The sequence below is a fragment of the Cohnella sp. genome (genome assembly GCF_041641335.1).
GTDB lineage: Bacteria > Bacillota > Bacilli > Paenibacillales > Paenibacillaceae > Cohnella.
Genome location: NZ_JBEPYQ010000014.1, coordinates 60,483 through 82,542, shown reverse-complemented (window position 1 = coordinate 82,542; position 22,060 = coordinate 60,483). Strand labels below are relative to the sequence as shown.

At 57.9% G+C, this 22,060-nt stretch carries 16 protein-coding genes and 1 other annotated feature (1 of these 17 running past the window's edge); of the genes, 3 read left to right on the top strand and 13 right to left on the bottom strand.

What is annotated here, in order from left to right; genetic code table 11:
• Positions 1 to 225 precede the first annotated feature (225 nt).
• Both ACESLM_RS06680 and nagZ read left to right on the top strand, forming a co-directional pair.
• On the top strand, positions 226 to 1,878 hold the full coding sequence (locus tag ACESLM_RS06680) for a glutamine--tRNA ligase/YqeY domain fusion protein (RefSeq protein ID WP_372630785.1): 1,653 nt from the start codon (positions 226 to 228) through the stop codon (positions 1,876 to 1,878).
• Positions 1,879 to 1,947: 69 nt separating this feature from the next.
• On the top strand, positions 1,948 to 3,261 hold the full coding sequence (nagZ, locus tag ACESLM_RS06675; RefSeq protein WP_372630784.1) for a beta-N-acetylhexosaminidase: 1,314 nt from the start codon (positions 1,948 to 1,950) through the stop codon (positions 3,259 to 3,261).
• A gap of 886 nt (positions 3,262 to 4,147) precedes the next feature.
• Here nagZ and ACESLM_RS06670 read toward each other — a convergent pair.
• From ACESLM_RS06670 to lspA, 11 genes are all read right to left on the bottom strand, one after another.
• A complete protein-coding gene (locus ACESLM_RS06670; protein WP_372630783.1) occupies positions 4,148 to 5,263 on the bottom strand; it encodes an ABC transporter permease in 1,116 nt (371 codons plus the stop codon).
• 1 nt (position 5,264) lies between these two features.
• Positions 5,265 to 6,194, bottom strand: coding sequence for an ABC transporter ATP-binding protein (locus ACESLM_RS06665; protein ID WP_372630782.1), 930 nt, complete (start codon positions 6,192 to 6,194; stop codon positions 5,265 to 5,267).
• 172 nt (positions 6,195 to 6,366) lie between these two features.
• Positions 6,367 to 7,014, bottom strand: coding sequence for an orotate phosphoribosyltransferase (pyrE, locus tag ACESLM_RS06660; protein WP_372630781.1), 648 nt, complete (start codon positions 7,012 to 7,014; stop codon positions 6,367 to 6,369).
• Positions 7,011 to 7,745, bottom strand: a complete 735-nt coding sequence (pyrF, locus tag ACESLM_RS06655; RefSeq protein WP_372630796.1) for an orotidine-5'-phosphate decarboxylase — start codon at positions 7,743 to 7,745, stop codon at positions 7,011 to 7,013. The genes pyrE and pyrF overlap by 4 nt, the downstream gene beginning before the upstream one ends.
• 18 nt (positions 7,746 to 7,763) lie before the next feature.
• On the bottom strand, positions 7,764 to 10,982 hold the full coding sequence (gene carB, locus ACESLM_RS06650; RefSeq protein ID WP_372630780.1) for a carbamoyl-phosphate synthase large subunit: 3,219 nt from the start codon (positions 10,980 to 10,982) through the stop codon (positions 7,764 to 7,766).
• On the bottom strand, positions 10,969 to 12,114 hold the full coding sequence (locus ACESLM_RS06645) for a carbamoyl phosphate synthase small subunit (protein ID WP_372630779.1): 1,146 nt from the start codon (positions 12,112 to 12,114) through the stop codon (positions 10,969 to 10,971). Before ACESLM_RS06645 ends, carB begins: the two co-directional genes overlap by 14 nt.
• A gap of 12 nt (positions 12,115 to 12,126) precedes the next feature.
• Complete coding sequence (locus tag ACESLM_RS06640) at positions 12,127 to 13,431, bottom strand: dihydroorotase (protein ID WP_372630778.1); 1,305 nt, start codon at positions 13,429 to 13,431, stop codon at positions 12,127 to 12,129.
• Between the two features lie 98 nt (positions 13,432 to 13,529).
• Complete coding sequence (gene pyrR, locus ACESLM_RS06635) at positions 13,530 to 14,069, bottom strand: bifunctional pyr operon transcriptional regulator/uracil phosphoribosyltransferase PyrR (protein ID WP_094041981.1); 540 nt, start codon at positions 14,067 to 14,069, stop codon at positions 13,530 to 13,532.
• Positions 14,070 to 14,365: 296 nt separating this feature from the next.
• Positions 14,366 to 15,619 carry an LL-diaminopimelate aminotransferase gene (locus ACESLM_RS06630; protein WP_094041594.1) on the bottom strand — a complete coding sequence of 418 codons (1,254 nt, stop codon included), beginning with the start codon at positions 15,617 to 15,619 and terminating at the stop codon, positions 14,366 to 14,368.
• Positions 15,620 to 15,761: 142 nt separating this feature from the next.
• On the bottom strand, positions 15,762 to 16,736 hold the full coding sequence (locus ACESLM_RS06625) for an RluA family pseudouridine synthase (RefSeq protein WP_233162292.1): 975 nt from the start codon (positions 16,734 to 16,736) through the stop codon (positions 15,762 to 15,764).
• On the bottom strand, positions 16,690 to 17,232 hold the full coding sequence (gene lspA / locus ACESLM_RS06620; protein WP_372630777.1) for a signal peptidase II: 543 nt from the start codon (positions 17,230 to 17,232) through the stop codon (positions 16,690 to 16,692). The genes ACESLM_RS06625 and lspA overlap by 47 nt, the downstream gene beginning before the upstream one ends.
• Positions 17,233 to 17,428: 196 nt before the next feature.
• Here lspA and ACESLM_RS06615 point away from each other — a divergent pair, with 196 nt between their 5' ends.
• Positions 17,429 to 18,169, top strand: coding sequence for a TraR/DksA C4-type zinc finger protein (locus tag ACESLM_RS06615; RefSeq protein ID WP_372630776.1), 741 nt, complete (start codon positions 17,429 to 17,431; stop codon positions 18,167 to 18,169).
• Between the two features lie 42 nt (positions 18,170 to 18,211).
• Here ACESLM_RS06615 and ACESLM_RS06610 read toward each other — a convergent pair whose 3' ends face one another.
• Positions 18,212 to 18,475 carry a DUF5665 domain-containing protein gene (locus ACESLM_RS06610; protein WP_369826999.1) on the bottom strand — a complete coding sequence of 88 codons (264 nt, stop codon included), beginning with the start codon at positions 18,473 to 18,475 and terminating at the stop codon, positions 18,212 to 18,214.
• A 376-nt stretch (positions 18,476 to 18,851) separates the two neighbouring features.
• Positions 18,852 to 21,944, bottom strand: coding sequence for an isoleucine--tRNA ligase (gene ileS / locus ACESLM_RS06605; protein ID WP_372630775.1), 3,093 nt, complete (start codon positions 21,942 to 21,944; stop codon positions 18,852 to 18,854).
• 62 nt (positions 21,945 to 22,006) lie between these two features.
• Positions 22,007 to 22,060 (bottom strand) — a binding site (T-box leader) (it continues 198 nt past the right edge of the window).

Sequence of the window (22,060 nt, the reverse complement as noted above, 5' to 3'; positions counted from 1 at the left end):
TCCCTTGCCAATCTCTTCAATGATTATAACGAGGCGTCTATCTGAAAAGTTACTGAAAAAATTAAATCTTTATCATTTTTTTAGGAGAAATATACCCGATCGTGCGTCCGCCCAATCGACGAGACCCGACATTTTTCCGTTTTTTCGCTTAGCCCTTTATAAGAAGCCGCATTTTTGTGTATTATTAGAGGATATAACGATTTATTGCGAGGAAGGTTGGTCACCTTGGAAACTAAGACGTCGTCATCGAACTTTATTCGGAACATCGTATCCGAAGATATCGCTTCGGGAAAAGTGAAAGAGATCGTCACCCGGTTCCCTCCCGAGCCGAACGGCTATTTGCACATCGGTCACGCCAAATCAATCTGCCTGAACTTCGAGCTCGCCGACGAGTTCAAAGGAAGAACGAATCTGCGGTTCGACGACACGAATCCCGTCAAGGAAGACGTGGAATACGTAGAGTCGATCAAAAAGGACGTCGAGTGGCTCGGCTTTAAGTGGGACGGGTTGTTCTTCGCGTCGGACTATTTCGGAGAAATGTACGAGCGCGCCGCTCTTCTTATCCGCAAAGGCTTGGCCTACGTCGACGACCAGTCCGCGGATCAAATCCGCGAAGCTCGGGGAACGCTCACTTCTCCCGGAACCGAGAGTCCTTATCGGAACCGTTCCGTCGAGGAGAACCTCGACTTGTTCCGCCGCATGAAGGAAGGCGAGTTCGCCGACGGGGAAAAGGTGCTGCGCGCCAAGATCGATATGGCCTCCCCGAACGTCAACCTGCGCGATCCCGTGCTGTACCGGGTCGTGCACGCTCATCATCACAATACCGGCGACGCATGGTGCATCTATCCGATGTACGCTTTCGCTCACCCGCTTGAAGACGCCATCGAAGGCGTGACGCACTCGATCTGCACGCTCGAGTTCGAGGATCAGCGCCCGTTCTACGATTGGGTCGTCCGCGAATGCGAAATGCCTTGGGTACCGCATCAGTACGAATTCGCTCGTCTGAACCTTACCAATACCGTCATGAGCAAAAGAAAGCTTAAGCTGCTCGTGGACGAGAAGAAAGTGGACGGCTGGGACGATCCCCGCATGCCGACGATTTCCGGCTTGCGCCGCAAAGGCTATACGCCGGAAGCGATCCGCGCCTTCTGCCGCGAGATCGGCGTAGCGAAGAGCTATGGCGTCGTGGACGAGCGGATGCTGGAGCATTTTATCCGCGAGGATTTGAAGCTCAAGGCGCTGCGGACGATGGCCGTTCTGGCCCCGTTGAAAGTCGTCATCACGAACTATCCCGAAGGCGAGACGGAATGGTTGGACGCCGAAAATAACCCGGAAAACCCGGAAATGGGTCACCGCAAAATTCCGTTCTCCAGAGAGATCTACATCGAACGGGACGATTACATGGACAACCCGCCTCCGAAATATTTCCGGCTGTTCCCGGGCAACGAAGTACGCCTCAAGCACGCGTATTTCATCAAATGCGAGGAAGTCATCCATGATTCGGAAGGCACCGTCGTCGAGCTGCGCTGCACGTACGATCCCGAGACGAAGAGCGGCTCCGGCTTTACCGGACGCAAAGTAAAAGGAACGCTCCATTGGGTGGACGCTTCGCATGCGGTGCCTGCCGAGTTCCGTCTGTACGAGCCGCTCATCTCCGACGAGTCCGAGGAAGAGGGGCAATCGTTCCTCGATCATCTAAACCCGAATTCCCTTCAAGTGCTGAAGGGCTTCGTGGAGCCGGATATGAAGGAAGCTTCCGGAGGGGACAAATTCCAATTTTTCCGTCACGGGTACTTTAACGTAGACCCTAAGGATTCCACCCCGGGTCAGCCCGTCTTTAACCGCATCGTGTCTTTGAAAAGCTCGTTCGAAGTGTAAAAATAGCAGAACTCCCGGCTTCCTTGTTCAGGAACCCCGGGAGTCTTTTGTTAAGGAGGATTCGTATCGATGAAAAACGCCATCTCCAAACGCGGGGTGTTGCTGGGAATTTGTTGTCTGCTTGCGATCCTGGTCGTCGGATGTTCGCGCGGCTCGGACGGCCCTAACGCTTCACCTGCTCCCTCTGCTCCGACGGAACAGCAACCGCCTGCAGCGTCGTCGCCTTCCGGCAGCGCATCCCCGTCCGACAGCGCCTCCCCGGAAACAACGCCGCCGGCGGAAGAAGATCCGGTCGAACTGCGGTTGGAGCAAATGACATTAGAGGAGAAAATCGGCCAGGTGATCGTTGCCGGCATCGACGGCACCAAGATCGATGAGAAGATGAAGAAGCTCATTGTCGACCAACATGTCGGCGGCTTGATTTGGTACAAGGACAACTTCTCCGACTTGAGCGGCTCGATCCAGCTCGTCAACGCTCTTAAGCAGGCGAACTCGGGCAATCCGCTCCCCCTCTTCATGAGCGTCGATCAGGAAGGCGGGAAAGTCAGCCGGTTGCCCAAAGATTTCACGGCTATGCCGGACGCGGTCAAAGTCGGACGCACTGGAAAGCCTGAACTGGCTCGGGAGATGGGCGCCTTGCTGTCCGACGAACTGCGATTAATGGGCTTCAATATGAACTTTGCACCCGTTCTCGACGTCAACAGCAACCCTGCCAACCCGGTCATCGGCAGTCGGGCGTTCGGCAGTGACGCCGATCTTGTCGTGAGCATGGGCGTAGCCGTCATGCAAGGGCTTCAGCAAGGCGGAACGGTTGCCGTCGTCAAGCATTTTCCCGGCCATGGGGATACGTCCGTCGACTCTCACCTGGAGCTGCCTTCCGTGCACAAAACGACCGCGGACCTGGAAAAGCTTGAATGGATTCCGTTCCAAGCGGCCATCCAGGAGGGAGCGGACGCGGTCATGATCGCGCACATCCTGTTTCCTTCGATCGATCCCGACTCTCCGTCATCGCTGTCCAAAACCGTCATCACCGACCTGCTGCGCGACCGGCTCGGCTACAACGGCGTCGTCATTACAGACGACATGACGATGGGTGCCATCGCCCGCAACTACGGCATCGAGGATGCCTCGCTCCAATCGTTCCTGGCCGGCAGCGATCTCATCCTCGTCGCCCACGGCTACGACACGGCCCGGAAAGTATACGACAAGCTGCTCTCCGCGGCCAAATCCGGAGAAATTCCCGAATCGCGCCTCGATGAAAGCTTGCGTCGAATCATCGCCTTAAAACTGAAATACAAGCTATCCGACGAATCAATCCCGATCCCGTCCGCTAACGATCTCCCCAACGACGAAATCAGCCAGTGGCTCAAACGGTTGCAGTAGCACGCATACTCGTGTATAGTCTGACTCTTTGCAGCTTTGCCGCAGACGGTCTGCCGCATCCGGACGGTATTTTCCCGCTCCGGTCGGCAGACCTCCTTTTTTCGTACTTGTGGCCATTATCCCCCTCGCTCAGAACAGCCACAGACAGCCAAATTAGTAACTTCCCTCTCCTCGTCTTATGACCATTATCCCCTTGATTCAGAACAGGCAAGTTAATATAACCACTATCCCTTTCTCTCAGAAACAGGAGGCAGATAACTTCCTTCCTCTGTGTCTTATGGCCATTATCCCGTTCGCTCAGAATGGTATTGTCCGAAGTAATCGCTATCCGCAACTCCTTGTTTCTCTTTCTAATTCCATAGGCGTTTCTGCTTAATGCTGATTTCCATTTTTCTTCAGAAGGTAACATAAATTAAAAAATGCCGAACAGCCTGAACCGGGGGCGAGAATCCTGAGACGTGGGGATAGTGGCCATAGCAGTGCCGAACAACCTGCAACGGGTGCGAGAGTCCTGAGACGTGGGGATAGTGGCCATAGCAGTGCCGAACAACCTGCAACGGGGGCGAGAGTCCTGAGACGTGGGGATAATGGCCATAGTAGTGCCGAACAACCTGCAACGGGGGCGAGAATCCTGAGACGTGGGGATAGTGGCCATAGCAGTGCCGAACAACCTGCAACGGGTGCGAGAGTCCTGCGACGTGGGGATAGTGGCCATAGCAGTGCCGAACAACCTGCAACGGGGGCGAGAGTCCTGAGACGTGGGGATAGTGGCCATAGGTGGGGAAATAGGGACAGAACAAGGAGAAAGGCCTGCGAGGGCCAGATCGATAAGCGCTTAAGATGCGCCGCGATCGGGTCCCGCAAGCCCCGGTGAATGCCTGTAAGACTAGCGAACCTCTATTTTGGTTTTGCGGTAGATCAGTACGCCGAGGGCGAAGGCGACGATGCCCCATGCGCCGAGAATGCCGATGCCTGCCCAGAAGTCGGCGGAAGCGATGCCGCTGCCGTACACCATGCCGTCGCGAATGCCGTTGACGAAGTAAGTCAGCGGAAGCACCTGCGATACGGGAATGAGCCATTCCGGGAACCCGCTCGTCGGGAAGAAAATACCGCTCAGGAACATCATCAGGAAGCTGGCGATGTTGGCCATCCCCATGTATGCTTCGATCGACTTGCTGAAGGAAGAGAACAGATAACCGAGCGCGTTAAAGGCAAGAGCTCCGACGAGGAAGCCTACGATGAGCGTCGGGAAGTCCAGGTGAAGCTTGGCCCCGAACCCGAATACGCCGATCAGGGACAGAATGACGATCTGCACGATGCCGAGTATGAAACGCACCATCATGCCGCCAACTCCGAACAGCCCCATTTTCACCGGAGTGAGTCTCAGCCTTTTCAGCAAACCTTTCCTTCTCATTTCCACCATATCCACCATGCCGAACAGTCCGCCCTGCGCCACCGCAAGCGCGATCATCCCCGTCAGCAGGAAGTCGACGTAGCTTAGATCCTCGCTGCCGCTCGATACGGCGGTCGTTTCCACCGAGAACGTCGGCGTCACGCCGGCCACCTGGTAGTTCGTCTGCTGCACGAACTTGTCCAGAATGCCCGCAATGGCTTGAGTCGTAGCGCTTCTCTCATTCTCCTTGTTGACGATGATCCCGAGCGTAGTCTCGTTCTCTCCAGGCAAAACGATGACGGCGTCGACGTCTTTGTCCTTAACCCATTCGTCCGCTTCTTCCGCTGAAATCGGCTGCTCCGACTTCCATTCGAGAACCGGCACCTGGCGCAAGTAACCTTCCAGCATATCCGATGCTTCGGTCGCGCTCGGCTTTACGACTGCGATTTTCGCTTTGAAGTCGCTGCCGCCGCCCCCGCCGAAAATAACCATAAAAATGACCATCAAAATAATCGGGAAGAAGAGATTCCAAAACCAGACCTGCTTTTCCCGAAACATCATTTTAAGCTGCGCTCCGAACAATTTGCCGAGCTGTTTGCCGTTGCTCACCTTAGTCCCTCCACTCTTTGCCCGTAAAGGCGATGAATACGTCCTCGAGACTCATCTCGCGAATGGAGACTTGCTCGACCCGATACCCTTTTTCCTTCGTGAAACCGAACACTCCGTACAGCGTTTCCTCCGGCCTCACCGACCAAAGCTTCAGCGAAGAGCCGTCCAGCTCCGTGCGAACGACCGTCGAATCGCCCTTGGCGACTTGTTCCGTCTCGGCAGCCGCCGCTTCTCCGTCTTGGAAGTACAGTCGGACCTCCCGTTCCTTCGTCAGACTGTCGATCAGATTGGCGGGCGTGTCGAGGGTGACGACTCTGCCTTGATCGACGATGCAGACGCGGTCGCTCAGCTTCTCCGCTTCTTCCATGTAGTGGGTCGTCAAAATCGTCGTCTTGCCCAGCTCCTTCAGCTTCAGAACGATGTCCCATATGTTGCGGCGGGCCTGCGGGTCCAGACCGGTCGTCGGTTCGTCGAGGAAAATGATTTGCGGATCGCTGATCATCGCCAGTCCGATCGCCAGACGTTGACGTTGTCCGCCGGAGAGCGACTTGACGTTTTTGCGACGGTGATCGGTTAGATTGATCATCTCCAGCACCTCGGACGACTGCTTTGAGTGCGGATAGAACGAGCCGAACAGATCCAGGTTCTCTTCCACGGTGAGCAGATCGAACAGGGCGCTCGATTGCGGCTGAACGCCGATGATCGTTTTGATGCGGTCGGCATCCTTATCCCACTTCATCCCGCTGATCGAGATCGTTCCTCTGTCGGGCGCCTGCATGCCTTCGATCATCTCCAGGGTCGTCGTCTTGCCCGCTCCGTTCGGACCGATGATCGTGAACACTTCCCCGTTCTCGACGGAGAAGCTGATTTCCTCAACGGCTTGCACGGATCCGAAAGCTTTGCGCAAGCCCTTCACTTCCAGAATGGCCACAATTGCACTCTCCTTTTTTTTCCAAACCTCTTAAGATAATCCCATTGTAACCGAAGAGAAGGAGCCGTTCGACGGTCCCGGGCACGCTTTTGACCTCGGTCTCGAGACCGAGTAATCGACAAAAAGGCGACCCTCCCATGGGAGAACCGCCAGTCGCCGATCGTTATATCGCTTATTTGCCGAACGCTTGAGGGTTTTCGCGCCAAGATTTCAGCAGGCTGACGTCGGATTCGCTAACAGTACCGCGTCTGAGAGCTTCGTCGACGAGCGCCGAATAATTCGACAACGTCTTCAGCTCGACGCCTTCTTCGCTGAAAGCTTGCTCGGCCAGAGCGAACTGGTAAGTGAAAATCGCCAGCACTCCCTGCACGTCTCCACCTGCTTCCATGACGGCCAGCGCCGCTTTGAGCGAGCTGCCACCGGTGGAGATCAAGTCCTCGATGACGACGACCTTCTGTCCGTCTTTGATCAAGCCTTCGATCTGATTTTGCTTGCCGTGGCCCTTCGCCTTGTCGCGGATGTAGGCCATCGGAAGATTCAGCTTCTGCGCGACCCACGCGGCATGCGGAATGCCCGCGGTCGCCGTGCCGGCGATCACTTCCGTATCCGGGTAATGCGTGCGAATGAGCGTCGCGAAGCCTTCGGCGATCGCGTCGCGGATGTCCGGATAGCTCATCGTGAGCCGATTGTCGCAATAGATCGGGGATATGATCCCGGAAGTCCAAGTGAACGGGTCGTTCGGACGCAGGGCGACCGCCCCGATGTTCAGCAGATTGCCCGCGATAACGGCCGGCAGTTGCTCTACTGAATATTGGCTCATGATTCGGTCATCTCCTTCAAAATGTTATCCAGCGCTTCAGACGGCGAGAGGGCGGCCGTAATCGGCCGTCCGATGACGAGGTAATCGGTGCCGCCTGCCACCGCGTCGCGAGGCGTCGTAATGCGCGACTGGTCGCCTGCATCCGCTCCGCGCGGACGAATTCCCGGCGTCACGGTAATAAAGCCGTCTCCGCAAGCTTGCTTGATCGCGCGAACTTCCAGCGGGGAGGCGACGACGCCCTGCAGGCCTGCTGCTTGCGCCAGCTTGGCATAATGGACGACGGCGTTCTCCAGCTCGCCGGGGATGCCGATCTCGTCGTTTAACACGCGCTGGCTCGTGCTCGTGAGCTGCGTCACCGCGATGACGAGCGGAGCGCGCTCGGCGTCGCCCGCCTCCAGCGCATCCCGCACGCCTTCGGCAGCGGCGCTCATCATCGCCAACCCTCCGGCTCCATGGACGTTAAACAAGTCCACGCCAAGTCTGGCGATGCTTCTCGCTCCACCGCGAACGGTGTTCGGGATGTCGTGCATTTTCAGATCGAGGAAGATGCGGAAGCCTCTGCTCTTCAGTTCCCGGACGATCTCCGGTCCTGCCGCGTAGAACAGCTCCATGCCCACCTTCATCCAACAGCCGGAGCCTTGCAGTCGATCGGCCAGCTCCACGGCGGCTTTCGCCTCGGGCTTGTCGAGCGCGACCATGATTTTTCCTGCCGCCTCATTGCGGGATAGCAGTGTCACTGTTATTCCTCCCTAGGCTTGGAACGCCGGCATCGGCTCGCTGGAGAAGCGGAGCGCCTGCAGCATGTTCAGCAGCGCGCGGACCGTGTCCAGCGACGTCAAGCAGACGACGCCGTTCTCGACCGCCTCGCGGCGGATGCGGAAGCCGTCGCGCTCAGGCGTCTTCCCCTTCGTCAGCGTGTTGACGACGAATTGCGCTTCGCCCGTGCGGATCAGATCCAGAATGTTCGGCGATCCGTCGGACAGCTTGTTGACGCGGCGGACTTTAAGCCCCGCGGCTTCCAAAGCGTCGGCGGTTCCTCCCGTGGCCAGCAGCTTGTAGCCGAGGTTGTAGAAGCCTTTCAAAATCTGGATCGCTTCTTCCTTATCCTTGTCGGCGACCGTCGCGATAATCGCGCCGGAGTTCGGAATTTTCATGCCCGATCCGACCAAGCCTTTGAACAACGCTTTCGCATAGAAGCGATCGCGGCCCATGACTTCGCCGGTCGACTTCATCTCAGGAGTCAGCGTCGGGTCGACGCGGCGAAGCTTGGCGAAGCTGAATACCGGTACTTTGACCGAGACGAACTCGTCTTCCGGCCACAGTCCTTCCTGGTAACCGAGCTCGGTGAGCTTTTTGCCGAGAATCGCCTGCGTGGCCAGATTGGCCATCGGTATTTTCGTCACTTTGCTCAGGAACGGCACAGTACGGGACGAACGAGGGTTAACCTCGATGACGTACACTTTGTCCTGCCAGACGACGAACTGGATGTTGACGAGACCGACCGTCTTCAATTCCTTGGAGATCTTGATCGTGATGTCTATCGCTTGCTGCTTAATATCTTCGGACAGCGACTGCGGCGGATATACCGCGATGGAGTCGCCGGAGTGAACGCCCGCGCGCTCGACATGCTCCATGATGCCCGGGATGAGCACCGTCTCGCCGTCGCAGATCGCGTCGATCTCGATTTCTTTGCCCAGCATGTAGCGGTCAATCAGAACCGGATGCTCCGGATTGATTTTCACCGCGACTTCCATATAGGATAACAGTTCATCGTCGGAGTATACGATTTCCATCGCGCGGCCGCCGAGAACATAAGACGGGCGTACAAGCACAGGATAACCGAGCTCTTGCGCGGCGCCTACCGCTTCTTCCACGGAAGTGACCGTCTTGCCTTTCGGCTGCGGAACGTTCAGTCTGCTCAGCAGCGCCTCGAACCGCTTGCGGTCCTCCGCTTCGTCGATGCTGTCCAACGACGTGCCGAGAATGCGGACGCCGGCTTTGGCTAGCGGCGCAGCCAGGTTGATCGCCGTCTGCCCGCCGAATTGCACGATGACGCCGACCGGCTTCTCCTGTTCGATGACGTTCATGACGTCTTCAAAGAAGAGCGGCTCGAAGTAGAGTCGGTCCGACGTGCTGAAGTCGGTGGATACCGTCTCCGGGTTGTTGTTGATGATGACCGCTTCGTAACCCGCGTCGCGGATCGCCCATACGGCGTGCACGGTCGAATAGTCGAACTCGATGCCTTGCCCGATCCGGATCGGACCGGAGCCGAGCACGATGATCTTTTCTTTGTCGCTCGGAAGAACTTCGTTCTCCGTCTCGTAGGTCGAGTAGTAATAAGGCGTCGTCGCTTCGAACTCCGCGGCGCACGTATCGACCATCTTGTATACCGGCGCGAGGCCTTGCTCAAGACGGTAAGTGCGGACGTCCGCTTCTTTCGTGTAAGCGCCGGACGGATGACCTTCGCTTCTCAGCTCCGCGATCGCGCGGTCGGTCAAGCCGTTTCTCTTCGCCTTGTACAGCAGCTCCGGCGTAAGCGCAGGCGCTCTGCGGATCTCGTCTTCGAGTTGGACGATTCGCTCGATTTTGTCGAGGAACCACCAATCGATGTTCGACAGATCCTGGATGTGCTGCAGCGCCCAACCGCGGCGGAACGCTTCCGCGACGAGGAACAGCCGCTCGTCGTCCGCTTTGATCAGCCGATTCGTCAACACTTCGTCGGACAGCTCGTTAGCGCCCTTCAAGTAAATGCGGTGCACGCCGATCTCGAGCGAGCGGACCGCTTTATGGATCGATTCCTCGAACGTGCGGCCGATCGCCATAACCTCGCCGGTCGCCTTCATCTGCGTACCCAGCTTGCGGTTAGCGGAAGTAAACTTATCGAACGGCCAGCGCGGAATTTTCGATACGATGTAGTCCAGAGTCGGCTCGAAGCAAGCGTACGTCTGCCCCGTAACCGGGTTGACGATCTCGTCGAGCGTGTAGCCGATAGCGATCTTGGCCGCCATCTTCGCGATCGGGTAACCGGTCGCTTTGGACGCGAGCGCCGAGGAACGGCTGACGCGAGGGTTAACCTCGATGACGTAGTATTGGTAGCTTTGCGGATCGAGCGCGAACTGTACGTTACATCCGCCTTCGATGTTCAGCGCGCGAATGATTTTGAGCGACGCCGAGCGAAGCATTTGGTATTCGCGGTCGGACAACGTCTGGCTCGGCGCGACAACGATGCTGTCTCCGGTATGAACGCCGACAGGGTCGAAGTTTTCCATGTTGCAGACGACGATGCAGTTGTCGTTGGCGTCGCGCATAACTTCGTACTCGACTTCCTTCATGCCGGCGATGGATTTCTCGATCAAGCACTGGCTGATCGGGCTGTAGCGAATGCCGTTGGCTACGATCTCGCGCAGCTCTTCTTCGTTAGACGCGATCCCGCCGCCCGTGCCGCCGAGCGTGTAAGCCGGACGAACGATAACCGGGTAGCCGAGGCCGTTCGCGAATTCCACCGCGTCCTCGACCGTCGTGACGATCGAGCTTTCCGGAACCGGCTGCTCCAGCTCGCGCATCAGCTCGCGGAACAGGTCGCGGTCTTCGGCTCGCTCGATCGCGTCAAGCTGCGTGCCGAGCAGCTTGACGTTCTCCTGCTGCAACACGCCGGCGCGAGCCAGCTCGACCGCCATGTTGAGGCCGGTCTGTCCGCCGAGCGTCGGCAGCAAGCCATCCGGACGCTCCTGGCGGATAATTTGCGAGACGAACTCCAGGTTGATCGGTTCGATATAAACTTTGTCGGCGATGTTCGTATCGGTCATGATCGTCGCCGGGTTGCTGTTGATCAGGACGACTTCGATGCCTTCTTCTTTCAGCGCTTGACACGCCTGCGTGCCGGCGTAGTCGAATTCCGCTGCTTGTCCGATGACGATTGGGCCGGAGCCGATTACGAGAATTTTTTTGAGGTCATTATTTTTGGGCATACAGCAGTTCTCCTCTCAGCGTCTCCGACAATTGCGCTTGGCGCGGGCGTTCCGGGTTGGCTTGCTTGTTGTCGCGGATCATTTGCAGGAAACGGTCGAACAAGTAGCTGTTGTCGTACGGGCCCGGAGCCGCTTCCGGATGGTATTGAACCGTAAAGGCAGGGTAGCGCTTATGCTTCAAGCCTTCGATCGTTTTGTCGTTGTTGTTGATGTGCGTCACTTCCAATTCGGTGCCGGCGATCGATTCTTCGACGACCGTGTAGCCGTGGTTCTGGGAAGTGATAAAGCAGCGGCCGGATTCGAGCTCCTTGACCGGATGGTTGCCGCCGCGGTGGCCGAACTTCAGCTTGCCCGTATCCGCTCCGCAAGCGAGCGCGAACAGCTGGTGTCCGAGGCAGATACCGAAAATCGGGTATTCGCCGAGAAGCTGGCGAATCGTCTCGACCGCATGAGGCACGTCCTTCGGATCCCCAGGGCCGTTGGACAGCTGAATGCCGTCGGGGTGAAGGCGGCGAATCTCGTCCGCGGTCGTGTCCTGAGGCACGACGATAACGTCGCAGCCGCGTTTCGTCAGATCGCGCAGAATGCCGCTCTTCGCACCGTAGTCGATCAGCACGATGCGCTCCTTCTCGCCCGGGCTGGAGAACACGTTCTTGGTCGACGTGCGGGCGACTTGATCTCGCATCAGAGGCGTAGCGCCCAAGCGCTCCATCAGCTCTTCGACGCGCTCGTTGCCCGTCGTAATGATGCCCTTCATCGTGCCGTGCACGCGAAGGATTCTCGTCAACATACGAGTGTCGATGTCGCTGATACCCGGAATGCCGTACTCCTTGAGCAATTGATCAACCGTATATTGCGCCCTCCAGTTGCTCGGCACGTCCTCGTGGCGACGAACGACGAAGCCGTGAACGTAGGGGCGGATGCTTTCGAAATCGTCGCGGTTAATGCCGTAGTTGCCGATGAGCGGATAAGTCATCGTTACGATTTGTCCGCAGTAAGAAGGGTCGGACAGCACTTCCTGATAGCCCGTAATCCCCGTATTAAACACCACTTCGCCGACGGATCCGGCTTCGGCTCCGAAGCTCTGTCCCGTAAACAGCGTACCGTCTTCCAACAACAATCTAGCTTGCATTCCAATCACTCCTTAGCGGTTAATGCCGTTCTCTTCGGTCCAGACCACTTTGCCGCCGACCATCGTCATCGTCGGCCAGCCGTATAGTTTCCAACCCGTAAACGGGGTATTGCGGCCTTTCGTCAGGAACTTCGCGGGATCGACTTCCCGCTCGTTCTCCAGATCGATCAGGATCAGATCCGCGGGCGCTCCGGCGTCCATCGTGCCGTAAGGCAGGCGAAACACCTTCGCCGGATCGCTCGTCATCCTGCTCAGCAGGAAGTCGAGACTCCATCGCCCGGTGCGGACGAATTTCGTGTACAGCAGCGGGAACGCCGTCTCGAATCCGACGATTCCGAACGGAGCCCGTTCCATGCCCCGCGCCTTCTCTTCCTCGCTGTGTGGAGCGTGGTCGGTCACGATAATGTCGATCGTCCCGTCCTCCAGCGCCTGGATGCACGCCTCGACGTCGCGCGGCGTTCTGAGCGGCGGGTTCATTTTCCAGTTCGCGTCCATGTTGTCCGGAATATCTTCGTCCGAGAGCAGCAGATGGTGCGGACATACTTCTGCGGTGACGTTCACGCCGACCGACTTGCCGAGCCGGATCAAGCGAACCGACTGCTCCGTGCTGACGTGGCAGACGTGGTAGTGCACGCCCGTCGCCTCGGACAGCAGAATGTCCCGGCCGACATGGATCGCTTCCGACTCGTTCGGAATGCCCTTAAGCCCGTGCTTGCGGGCGAACGCCCCGTCCGTGACCGCCGCGCCCTCTACCAGCGAGTCGTCCTCGCAGTGGGCGATAATCGGCATATCGAGCGACTTAGCGAGAGCCATCGCGTTTTTCATCATCTGCGCGTTCTGCACGCCGACGCCGTCGTCCGTGAAGCCGATCGCTCCGGCTTCCTTCAGCGCCGGGAAGTCCGTCAGCTCGCGGCCCAGCTCGTTCTTCGTGATCGCGGCATAAGGCAGCACGCGCACGACGCCTTCGGTCTTCGCCTTGTCGAGCACGAGCGAGATCGTCTCCGGCGTGTCCATGACCGGTCGCGTATTCGGCATCGGCGCGATGACCGTAAAGCCGCCCTTCGCCGCCGACTCCGTTCCGCTGGCGATCGTCTCCTTATATTCGAAGCCCGGTTCGCGCAAGTGAACGTGCATATCGATCAACCCCGGCGAGATTAGCTTGCCCCGAGCGTCGATCACTTCCGCTCCCGATGTATCGGGAGCCGCTTCTCCGGCGCGCCATTCCGCGATAATCCCTTCTTCGATGCGCACATGCGCGACTTCGAGACCTCCGGTTTCCGCGCTCCATCTGCTAGCGTTAATGATCCATGTCGTCATCTGTTCCCTGGCGCCTCCTCTGCTGTGATTAACTGCCGTTGCGTTTTAGTAGATAGTGGGTACTGTCCATTGGCGTCCGTTTACCGTCCGATTATCGATTACCGTCCGACTTCCGCCTCGCGCGGATGCAGGATCGTGACGCAGTCCGTCTCGTCGATCTCGCTGAGCGAGACGTCGATCTTCTCGTGCCTCGACGTCGGCACGTTCTTGCCGACGTAATCGGGGCGGATCGGAAGCTCGCGATGACCTCTGTCGACGAGAACCGCCAGCTGAATCGATTGCGGCCTCCCGCAATCCATCAGCGCGTCCAGCGCCGCGCGTATCGTGCGGCCGGTGTAGAGCACGTCGTCGACCAGGATGATCCGCTTGTCGGTGACGAGCCTCTTCAGCTCTTCGCCCGGCCCCGCGGCGCTCGCTCTGGCCGCCGAAGGTCGGTCGTCGCGGTAGCGGGTGATGTCCAGTTCCCCGACCGGAATCGGCTGGCCTTCGATGTCCAGAATTTTATCGGCGACGCGGTAGGCCAGATGCACGCCCCGGGTTCGTATTCCGATCAGCACGCAATCTTGAATGCCTTTGTTCTTCTCGACCATTTCGTGAGCGATTCGGGTAAGCGCCCGCCGAATGGCGGATTCGTCCATAATGACGCGCGAGTCCGACAAACCGATCCCTCCTTCACCCGAGATTTGCACATTAAAAAACCTCCTTGCGAGTTCGCAAGGAGGATTCAGCCAGAACAAAATATCGGCAGGCACACAACACCAGCACCTGTTCACACTTCAGCCTGAGCCGAAGACGAGCATGTACGGTCGCATGTCCCGGGATATGTGTCAATTCTGCGCCACCTTGCCAGTCTCTCTGGACTGAATTAAAGGTACCCGTTTCATTAACAATGATTATCCCATGTTCGACATGAAGTGTCAAGGAATTCCGAAGCTTAAAATTCGAACTGGACGTCGGTCAGACGACGCTTGATCTCGTCGATGACGCGCGCTTCTTCCGCTTCGCCCTGGGCGATGAAAGTGACGGAGAAACGGACGAACTTGCCGGCGTCGTCCCACGGCACGGTCGAGATCAGCTTCTCGCGAATCAGGAACTGCGAGAAGTCTTCCGCGGATTCGAAACGCTGTCCGCCGACGATGCCCTTAGGCGCTTCGACATACAAGAAGAAGGAGCCTTTCGGTTTCTCCGCGCGGAAGCCGATTTCGTTCAGCGCCGCGACGAGCATGTTGTGTCGGCGGGAATATTTCGCCGAGATCGCCTCGGTAATTTGCGGATTGGCCAGACCGTAAGCGGCCGCCTTCTGGATCGCGATGAATTGTCCGGAATCGTTGTTGTCCTTCACGTCGCCGAAAGCTTTCACGATAAGCGGGTTGCCCGCGATGAAGCCGATCCGCCAGCCGGTCATGTTATACGACTTGGACAAGGAATGAAGCTCCACGCCGACGTCTTTCGCGCCGGGAACGGACAGGAAGCTGAACGGCTTGACTCCGTCATAGGTCAGAGCCGCGTACGGAGCGTCGTGAACGACGACCACGTTGAATTTCTTCGCCCAAGCGACGACCTTCTCGAAAAACGCCACCGTCGCCGCGGCGCCCGTCGGATTGTTCGGATAGTTCAAGTACAGCAGCTTGGCGCGGCTTGCGATTTCTTCCGGGATCGCGTCCAGATCCGGCAGGAAGTTGTTTTCCTTCGTCAGCTGGACGTTGTACACTTCGCCGCCGAGATATTTCGTATGCGTGCCCATAACCGGGTATCCCGGAACGGTCATGATCGTCACGTCGCCCGGGTTGATGAACACCGTAGGCAGCATGGCCAGAGCCGGCTTGGCTCCGATCGTGTGCAGCACTTCCGTCTCCGGATCGATGCCGTCCACGGAGAACACTTCCTTCAAGTACTTCGCGGCGGCTTCCTTAAATTCGGCGATGCCGTTGTCCGCGTACCCGCGGTTTTCCGACTTGGCCGCTTCTTCCGCCAGCTTGGCGACGATGCCCGCGTCCGCCATCTCGTCCGGCTCGCCGACGCCCATGTCGATCAACTCGACGTCTGGGTGGGCTTGCCGCGCCGCGGCTTTCGCCCGCTTGATTTTCTCGAATTTATAAATGTTCGTATCTTTGCCGTAATTGGAACCGCCGATGCGATTCGCGAACTGCTCCTGAATGTAAGTCGACTGGTATTGTTCCACGCTCATTCGAGACACTCCTTGTATCGTTACATGTTAACATGCTTCACATTCAAACTATGAACGATACGCGGAAAGTCCGCCATGGATTATTGCGCCGATCATTTGCAGTTATCGCAGCGCCTGTCCCGAACAGCCCATTTCGTGCCTTTTACCTCGTCCTTAAAATGCCGAGCGAATGCTCCATATCCTCCGGAAGAGGCGCGGAAAACTCCATATACTCACCCGTTCTCGGATGCTTAAAGCCGAGCGTTTCCGCGTGCAGCGCCTGGCCCGTCATACCGAGCGTCCGGCCGCTCTTGCCGCCGTATACCGGATCGCCGACGAGCGGATAGCCGATATACTTCATGTGCACCCGAATCTGGTGCGTCCGCCCCGTCTCCAGCTTCAGATCGAGCAGCGTATACTCGTCGAAACGTTCGTTTACGGAAAAATGGGTCACCGCATGCTTGCTGTTCTTGTCCGTGACGACGTACAGCTTGCGGTCGTGATTGGCACGGCCGATCGGCGCGTCCACCGTCCCTTTGTCATGCTGCATGACGCCGTGGACGAGCGCGCGATATTTGCGCGTCACGCTGTGCTCCTTCAGCTGCTCCGCGAGCGACGCGTGCGCCAAGTCGTTCTTGGCGACCATCAGCAGCCCGGACGTATCCTTGTCGATCCGGTGCACGATGCCCGGTCTCATGACGCCGTTAATGCCGGACAAGTCCTTGCAATGGTACAGCAGCGCGTTCACTACCGTACCGTTCGGATGACCGGCCGCAGGATGAACGACCATGCCCCGCGGTTTGTTGATGACGATAACGTCGGAATCCTCGTACGCGACTTCGAGCGGAATATTTTCCGGGTACGCCTCGACCGGCTCCGGTTCGGGAAGCACGATGCGGATGACGTCTCCGACCGCCAGCTTGGCGTTCGCTTTAATCTCCGCGCCGTTAACGGTTACCGCGCCCGTGCGTATCCACTCCTGAATCTGCGATCGGGAGAAGGATTCCCCTTGCTCCGCCAGCGCTTGAGCGATATGCTTGTCCGCCCGCTCACCGGCCTGGCCTTCCTCGATCGTCCATTCGAAATCGTCTTCAGACGGAGGGTTGTTCAGGGGACTGATCTTGGGATTGCTCTCCATTGCCATTCGATTTATTCTCCTGTTTCATAGTCAGCAGCGCGTCCAAAATAACCATTCCGACGCCTACGCATATTGCGGTATCCGCGAAATTGAAGATCGGGAACGTATACGATCCGAAGTTAAACTGCAAGAAATCGACGACTTCTCCGTACAGCGCGCGATCGAGGAAGTTGCCGACGGCGCCTCCCAATATCGTAGCCAACGCGGAAAGAAGCAGTACGGTGCCCGTGCGGTAGGAACGGTGCAAATACCAGAGTATGCCGATCACGACGATCGTCGTAATCACGATAAAAAACAACCGCTGCTCCTGCAGCATCCCGAAAGCCGCGCCTCTATTGCGGATATGGGTAATCATGAAGAAATCCCCGATCACGGGAATTCTCTCCGTATCCAGCTCGACCGTGCGGCTGATGATCTTCTTGCTCGCGTAATCGATCAGAAAAGCGATAACCGCAATTCCGTAATAAACCCATATCGGCCAAATCCGACGTTGCATTGCCTTTTTCCGCCCTTCGTCTCATTCTCCTGCCTGTTGATTTTATCATACCGCGACAGGGAGCGTCCACGAAGCGCAAGTAAAAATCGACAATTCCCCCAGACAAGTCCGGCGGCCGTCCGCACGTAAAACTGGGCGCATCCGTGAAAACTACAATCGACCGAACCATTCGAATGCACCTCGTTAAAGGGAGTGGATGACGTTGCCGAAGCATCTGGATCAGGAAACATTCCAATCGTTAAAGCGCAGGCTGGTACAGGAAAGATGCGAGCTCGAGCGGCGCGTGAACGATAACGGGCATTTCGGTCTCGCCGCCTCGTACCGAGATTCGACCGGCGAGCTTACCGGCATCGACAATCACCCGGCCGATGCGGGTACGGAGATGTTCGAACGAAGCAAGGATTTGGCCCTGCTGGAAAAGGAAGCGTTCCGGCTCGAGCGGGTGGACGCCGCCCTGGAACGGATGGATACGGGAGAATACGGACATTGTGCCGCGTGCGGGAAGTTTATTCCGGTCGACAGGCTCGAAGCGCTGCCGACGGCCATCTATTGCATCGATCATGAACCCCGTCAGGAGCCTTCCAACGACCGTCCGGTCGAGGAGTTGTTCCTTGCTCCTCCGTTCGGCCGGACCAGCTTGGACGACAGAGACGACCAAAACGGCTTCGACGGAGAGGACGCCTGGCAGATCGTCGAGTCCTGGGGCACCTCCAACACGCCGGCGATGGCCGAGGACAACAACATCGACAACTACAACCATATGGAGATCGAAGCCGACGAGAACGACGGATTCGTCGAGTCTTACGAAAGCTTCGTCGCCACCGATATTACCGGTACTCACGTCTCCATCGTCCGCAACCACGCTTACCACCGTTACATGGACGATAACGAAGGCGATCATCTGCTCGAGCCAAGCGAGCTTTCCGATTCTTATTAAACGCGTTCCAACCCCGTTCCGCGGCGGCAGCGACCCGTATGCTCAATACGGGTTGATCTCCAGCTGCCGCTGAACGATTCTTACGATGTCCGCGATGTAATCCCCCACGATCGGCAAATTCAGCGCCCCGAGAAGCTGCAGCAGATAAACGATCGTCGCGGCGAAAAACGTAAATCCGAGCGCGATGCCGACCCCGCGCGCCGTTCCCGCGATAAAATTTTTGAAGATCAGCTGCCACGGACGATGCATCAGGTTGACGTATTCCTTGAGCTGCGCCTTCTCCATGTCAATGGACAGCCTCTCCAGCTTGTCGGACAGGAAGAGCAGCGTCCCCTTCAAATCCTTCGTCTCCTCGGCCAATCTCTCCGCTGATTCATCCGGCTCTATCGGTTCATTAGAGCCTGTCGGCTTATCCAGCTCATTTGGCTCTGTCAGCTCATTCCGTTCATTCGGCTCTCTCTGGTGCCTGGAAGCCAGCTTGACCTGGATCGAATTCGGCTTTCCTTTGTTTTTCGAATTGCCGGCCATGGCCGCACTCCCCTTTCGGACATCCTTTAACCGATCATTACCCTTGGCTGCCGAACGCAAAACGAGCCCGGCCCAAGGCGGATGCCATCCGCCTCGGAACTCTGGAGCTCGTCTTAACGATTCCTTTATTATGTTTAGCTTACAGTCGGAGTAATTATGCTCCCGAAACGATGGCTACGCCGATCGTTTTCTCGCCGGCCTGCACCGCTTCGGTCGCGTCCGTCTTGCCGAACGAAACTTCGTTCACGAGCACGTTCTCTCTCAGAACATGGTCGAACGCGCGCAGCGCCGCTTCCAGCTCGGCGTCGACGTCGAGCACGAGATCGATCCGCCGCTCGATCGGCAGGTCGAGCTTCTTGCGCGTATCTTGGACTGCGCGAATCACTTCGCGCACCCAGCCCTCCTGCTCCAGCTCCGACGTGATCTCCGTGTTGAGCGCTACGGTCAACCCTCCGCCGGACGCGGAAGCGAAGCCCGTCTTCGCTTCCTTCTCGACGAGAATTTCCTCGAGCTCGACGGTCATCGCTTCGCCGTCCGGCGATACGAACTCGAACTTGCCCGCTAGGACGATGCCGCGCGTCTCGTCGCTCGACATCGCCTTGAACGCCGCCTGGATCGGTCCGACGTTTTTACCGTATTTCTTGCCCGCGACTTTCAGGTTCAGCTTCAGATTAAAGTTGACGAACCCGCCGTCGTCGCTGACGATCGTGATCCGCTTGACGTTGATCTCGTCCTGCACGATCTCCTCGTAGCCAGACAGATCGAAGCTTTCGCTCAACGACACGAGCAGCTCGGACAGCGGCTGGCGCGTCTTCAAGCCGGTCTCGTTGCGGATGTTCCGCGCCAGCTCGACGATGCCGCGCACCGCGGCCATCTCGCGCTCCAGCTCGGCGTCGATCGCCGTCGGGTCCGCCTGCGGATAGTCGGCTAGGTGCACGCTGCCTTCTCCGCCCAAGTTGCCGTAAATATCCTCGGCGACGAACGGCGTATACGGCGCGATCAGCTTGGACAGCGTCAGCAGCACTTCGCCCAGCGTCTGATATGCCGCTACCTTCGTCTCCGTCAAGCCGCTGCCCCAGAACCGATCGCGCGAACGACGCACGTACCAGTTCGACAGCTCGTCGACGAACGTCTCGATCGCCTTCGCCGGATTGAGAAAGTCGTTGGCGTCCAGCCCTTTCACGACTTCCTGGATCAGCGTATTCAGCCGGGACACAATCCAGCGGTCCAGCTTGTTGTCCGATTGGACCCGCGCATGTTCCGACGGAACGTATCCGTCGATGGAGGCATACAGCGCGTAGAAGGCGTGCGTGTTAACGAGCGTATCCACCACTTTGGACTTCGCTTCTCCGACGATGCCCCTGGAAAATCTCTTGCTGTTCCAAGGCGCGCTATCCGCCAGCAGAGACCAACGGAACGCATCCGTACCGAACTCGTCGATGATTTCCCAAGGATCGATGACGTTGCCCTTCGATTTGCTCATCTTCTGGCCGTTCTCGTCGAGCACGTGCCCGGTCGAGATGACCGACTTGTACGGCACCTGTCCGTTGTACAGCGTCGATACCGCCAGCAAGCTGAAAAACCAGCCGCGCGTCTGGTCGATCCCCTCGCAGATGAAATCCGCCGGATACTGCTCCTGGAACTTCTCCTCGTCCCCGTAAGGGTGGAAATATTGCGCGAACGGCATCGAGCCGCTGTCGAACCAGACGTCGATTACTTCGGACGCCCGGTTCATCCTGCCGCCGCATTCGCAGCGCAGATGGATGTCGTCCACATAAGGCTTATGCAGCTCGATCGTCTCCGGCACGTCTTCGATCGCCAGCGACCGCAGCTCGGCAATGCTGTGCGGCGCTTTCTCCTTGCCGCAGCTTTCGCACGTCCACACGTTAAGCGGCGTCCCCCAATAGCGATTCCGGCTGATGTTCCAGTCGACCAGATCTTCGAGGAACTTGCCGAAACGGCCGTCTCTCAGATGCTCCGGATACCATTGGATCTGCCTGTTGTTCTCGATCAGTTGGTCCTTGACCGCGGTCGTCTTGATGAACCAGCTTTCCGTCGCGTAATAGAGCAGCGGCGTTTTGCAGCGCCAGCAGAACGGATAGCTGTGCTCCATCCTTTCCTTGTGGAACAGCAGGCCGCGCTCCGACAGCATCTTGACGATGTCGACGTCGCAATCTTTGACGAAACGTCCGGCCATATCCGTCACTTCCGCGATATACTTGCCTTCGTTGTTGACGACCATCAGCATCGGAATCCCGTGCTGGCGGGCAACCCGGTAATCGTCTTCGCCGTGAGCCGGAGAAATATGAACGATCCCCGTGCCGCTTGCATCGGTAACGTACTCCGCGTCGATGACGCGATAAGCGTTGTCCACCGTCACGTAAGGGAACAGCGGCTCGTACGTCAATCCGACCAGCTCGCGTCCTTTTACCGTGCCAAGCGTCTCGTACTCGCCTTTCAGCACCTTGTCGGCGAGCGCCGCCGCCACGACGTACACTTCGCCGTTTTGCTTCGCGCGCACGTAGTCGAGCTCCGGATGAACGGCCAACGCCACGTTCGCCGGCAGCGTCCAAGGCGTCGTCGTCCAGGCGAGCACATAGTCGCCGTTCTCCTTCAGCTTGAACTTGGCTGTCGCCGTCAAATCCTTGACGTCCTCGTAGCCTTGGGCGACCTCGTGCGAGCTGAGCGTCGTCTGGCAGCATGGACAGTAAGGGCTGACGCGATGGCCGCGGTACAGCAGTCCTTTCTCGTGGATCGTGGCCAGAATGTGCCATACGCTTTGGATATAATTGTTGTCGAGCGTGATGTACGGATCGTCCAGATCGGTCCAATACGCGATCGCTTCGGTCAGCTCGCGCCACTGGCGCTCGTACTCGAACACGCTCTCCTTGCACTTGATGATAAACGGCTCTACGCCGTACTTCTCGATCTCCTGCTTGCCCGAGATGCCGAGCTGCTTCTCTACGCCCAGCTCGACCGGGAGGCCGTGCGTATCCCAGCCGGCTTTGCGGATGACGCGGTAGCCGGCCATCGTCTTGTAGCGGCTGACGAAATCCTTGATGACGCGTCCGAGCACGTGGCCGATGTGCGGCTTTCCGTTCGCCGTAGGCGGCCCTTCGTAAAAGACGAAGTTCGGCTTGCCCTCCCGATTGGCGATCGAGCGGCGGAACGTATCCTCCTTCCTCCACTGTTCCAGAACGCGCTGCTCGCGGGCTCGCGCTTTCTCCTTGACGTCGACTCTTTGCATGGGGGTTCATCCTTTCGATTGCTTCATGGCTGCTGCGGCAAAAACAAAAAGACCCGCCCCAATAAAGGGACGAGTCGAACTCGCGGTACCACCCTTGTTCCGCCCGCTCGCAAAAG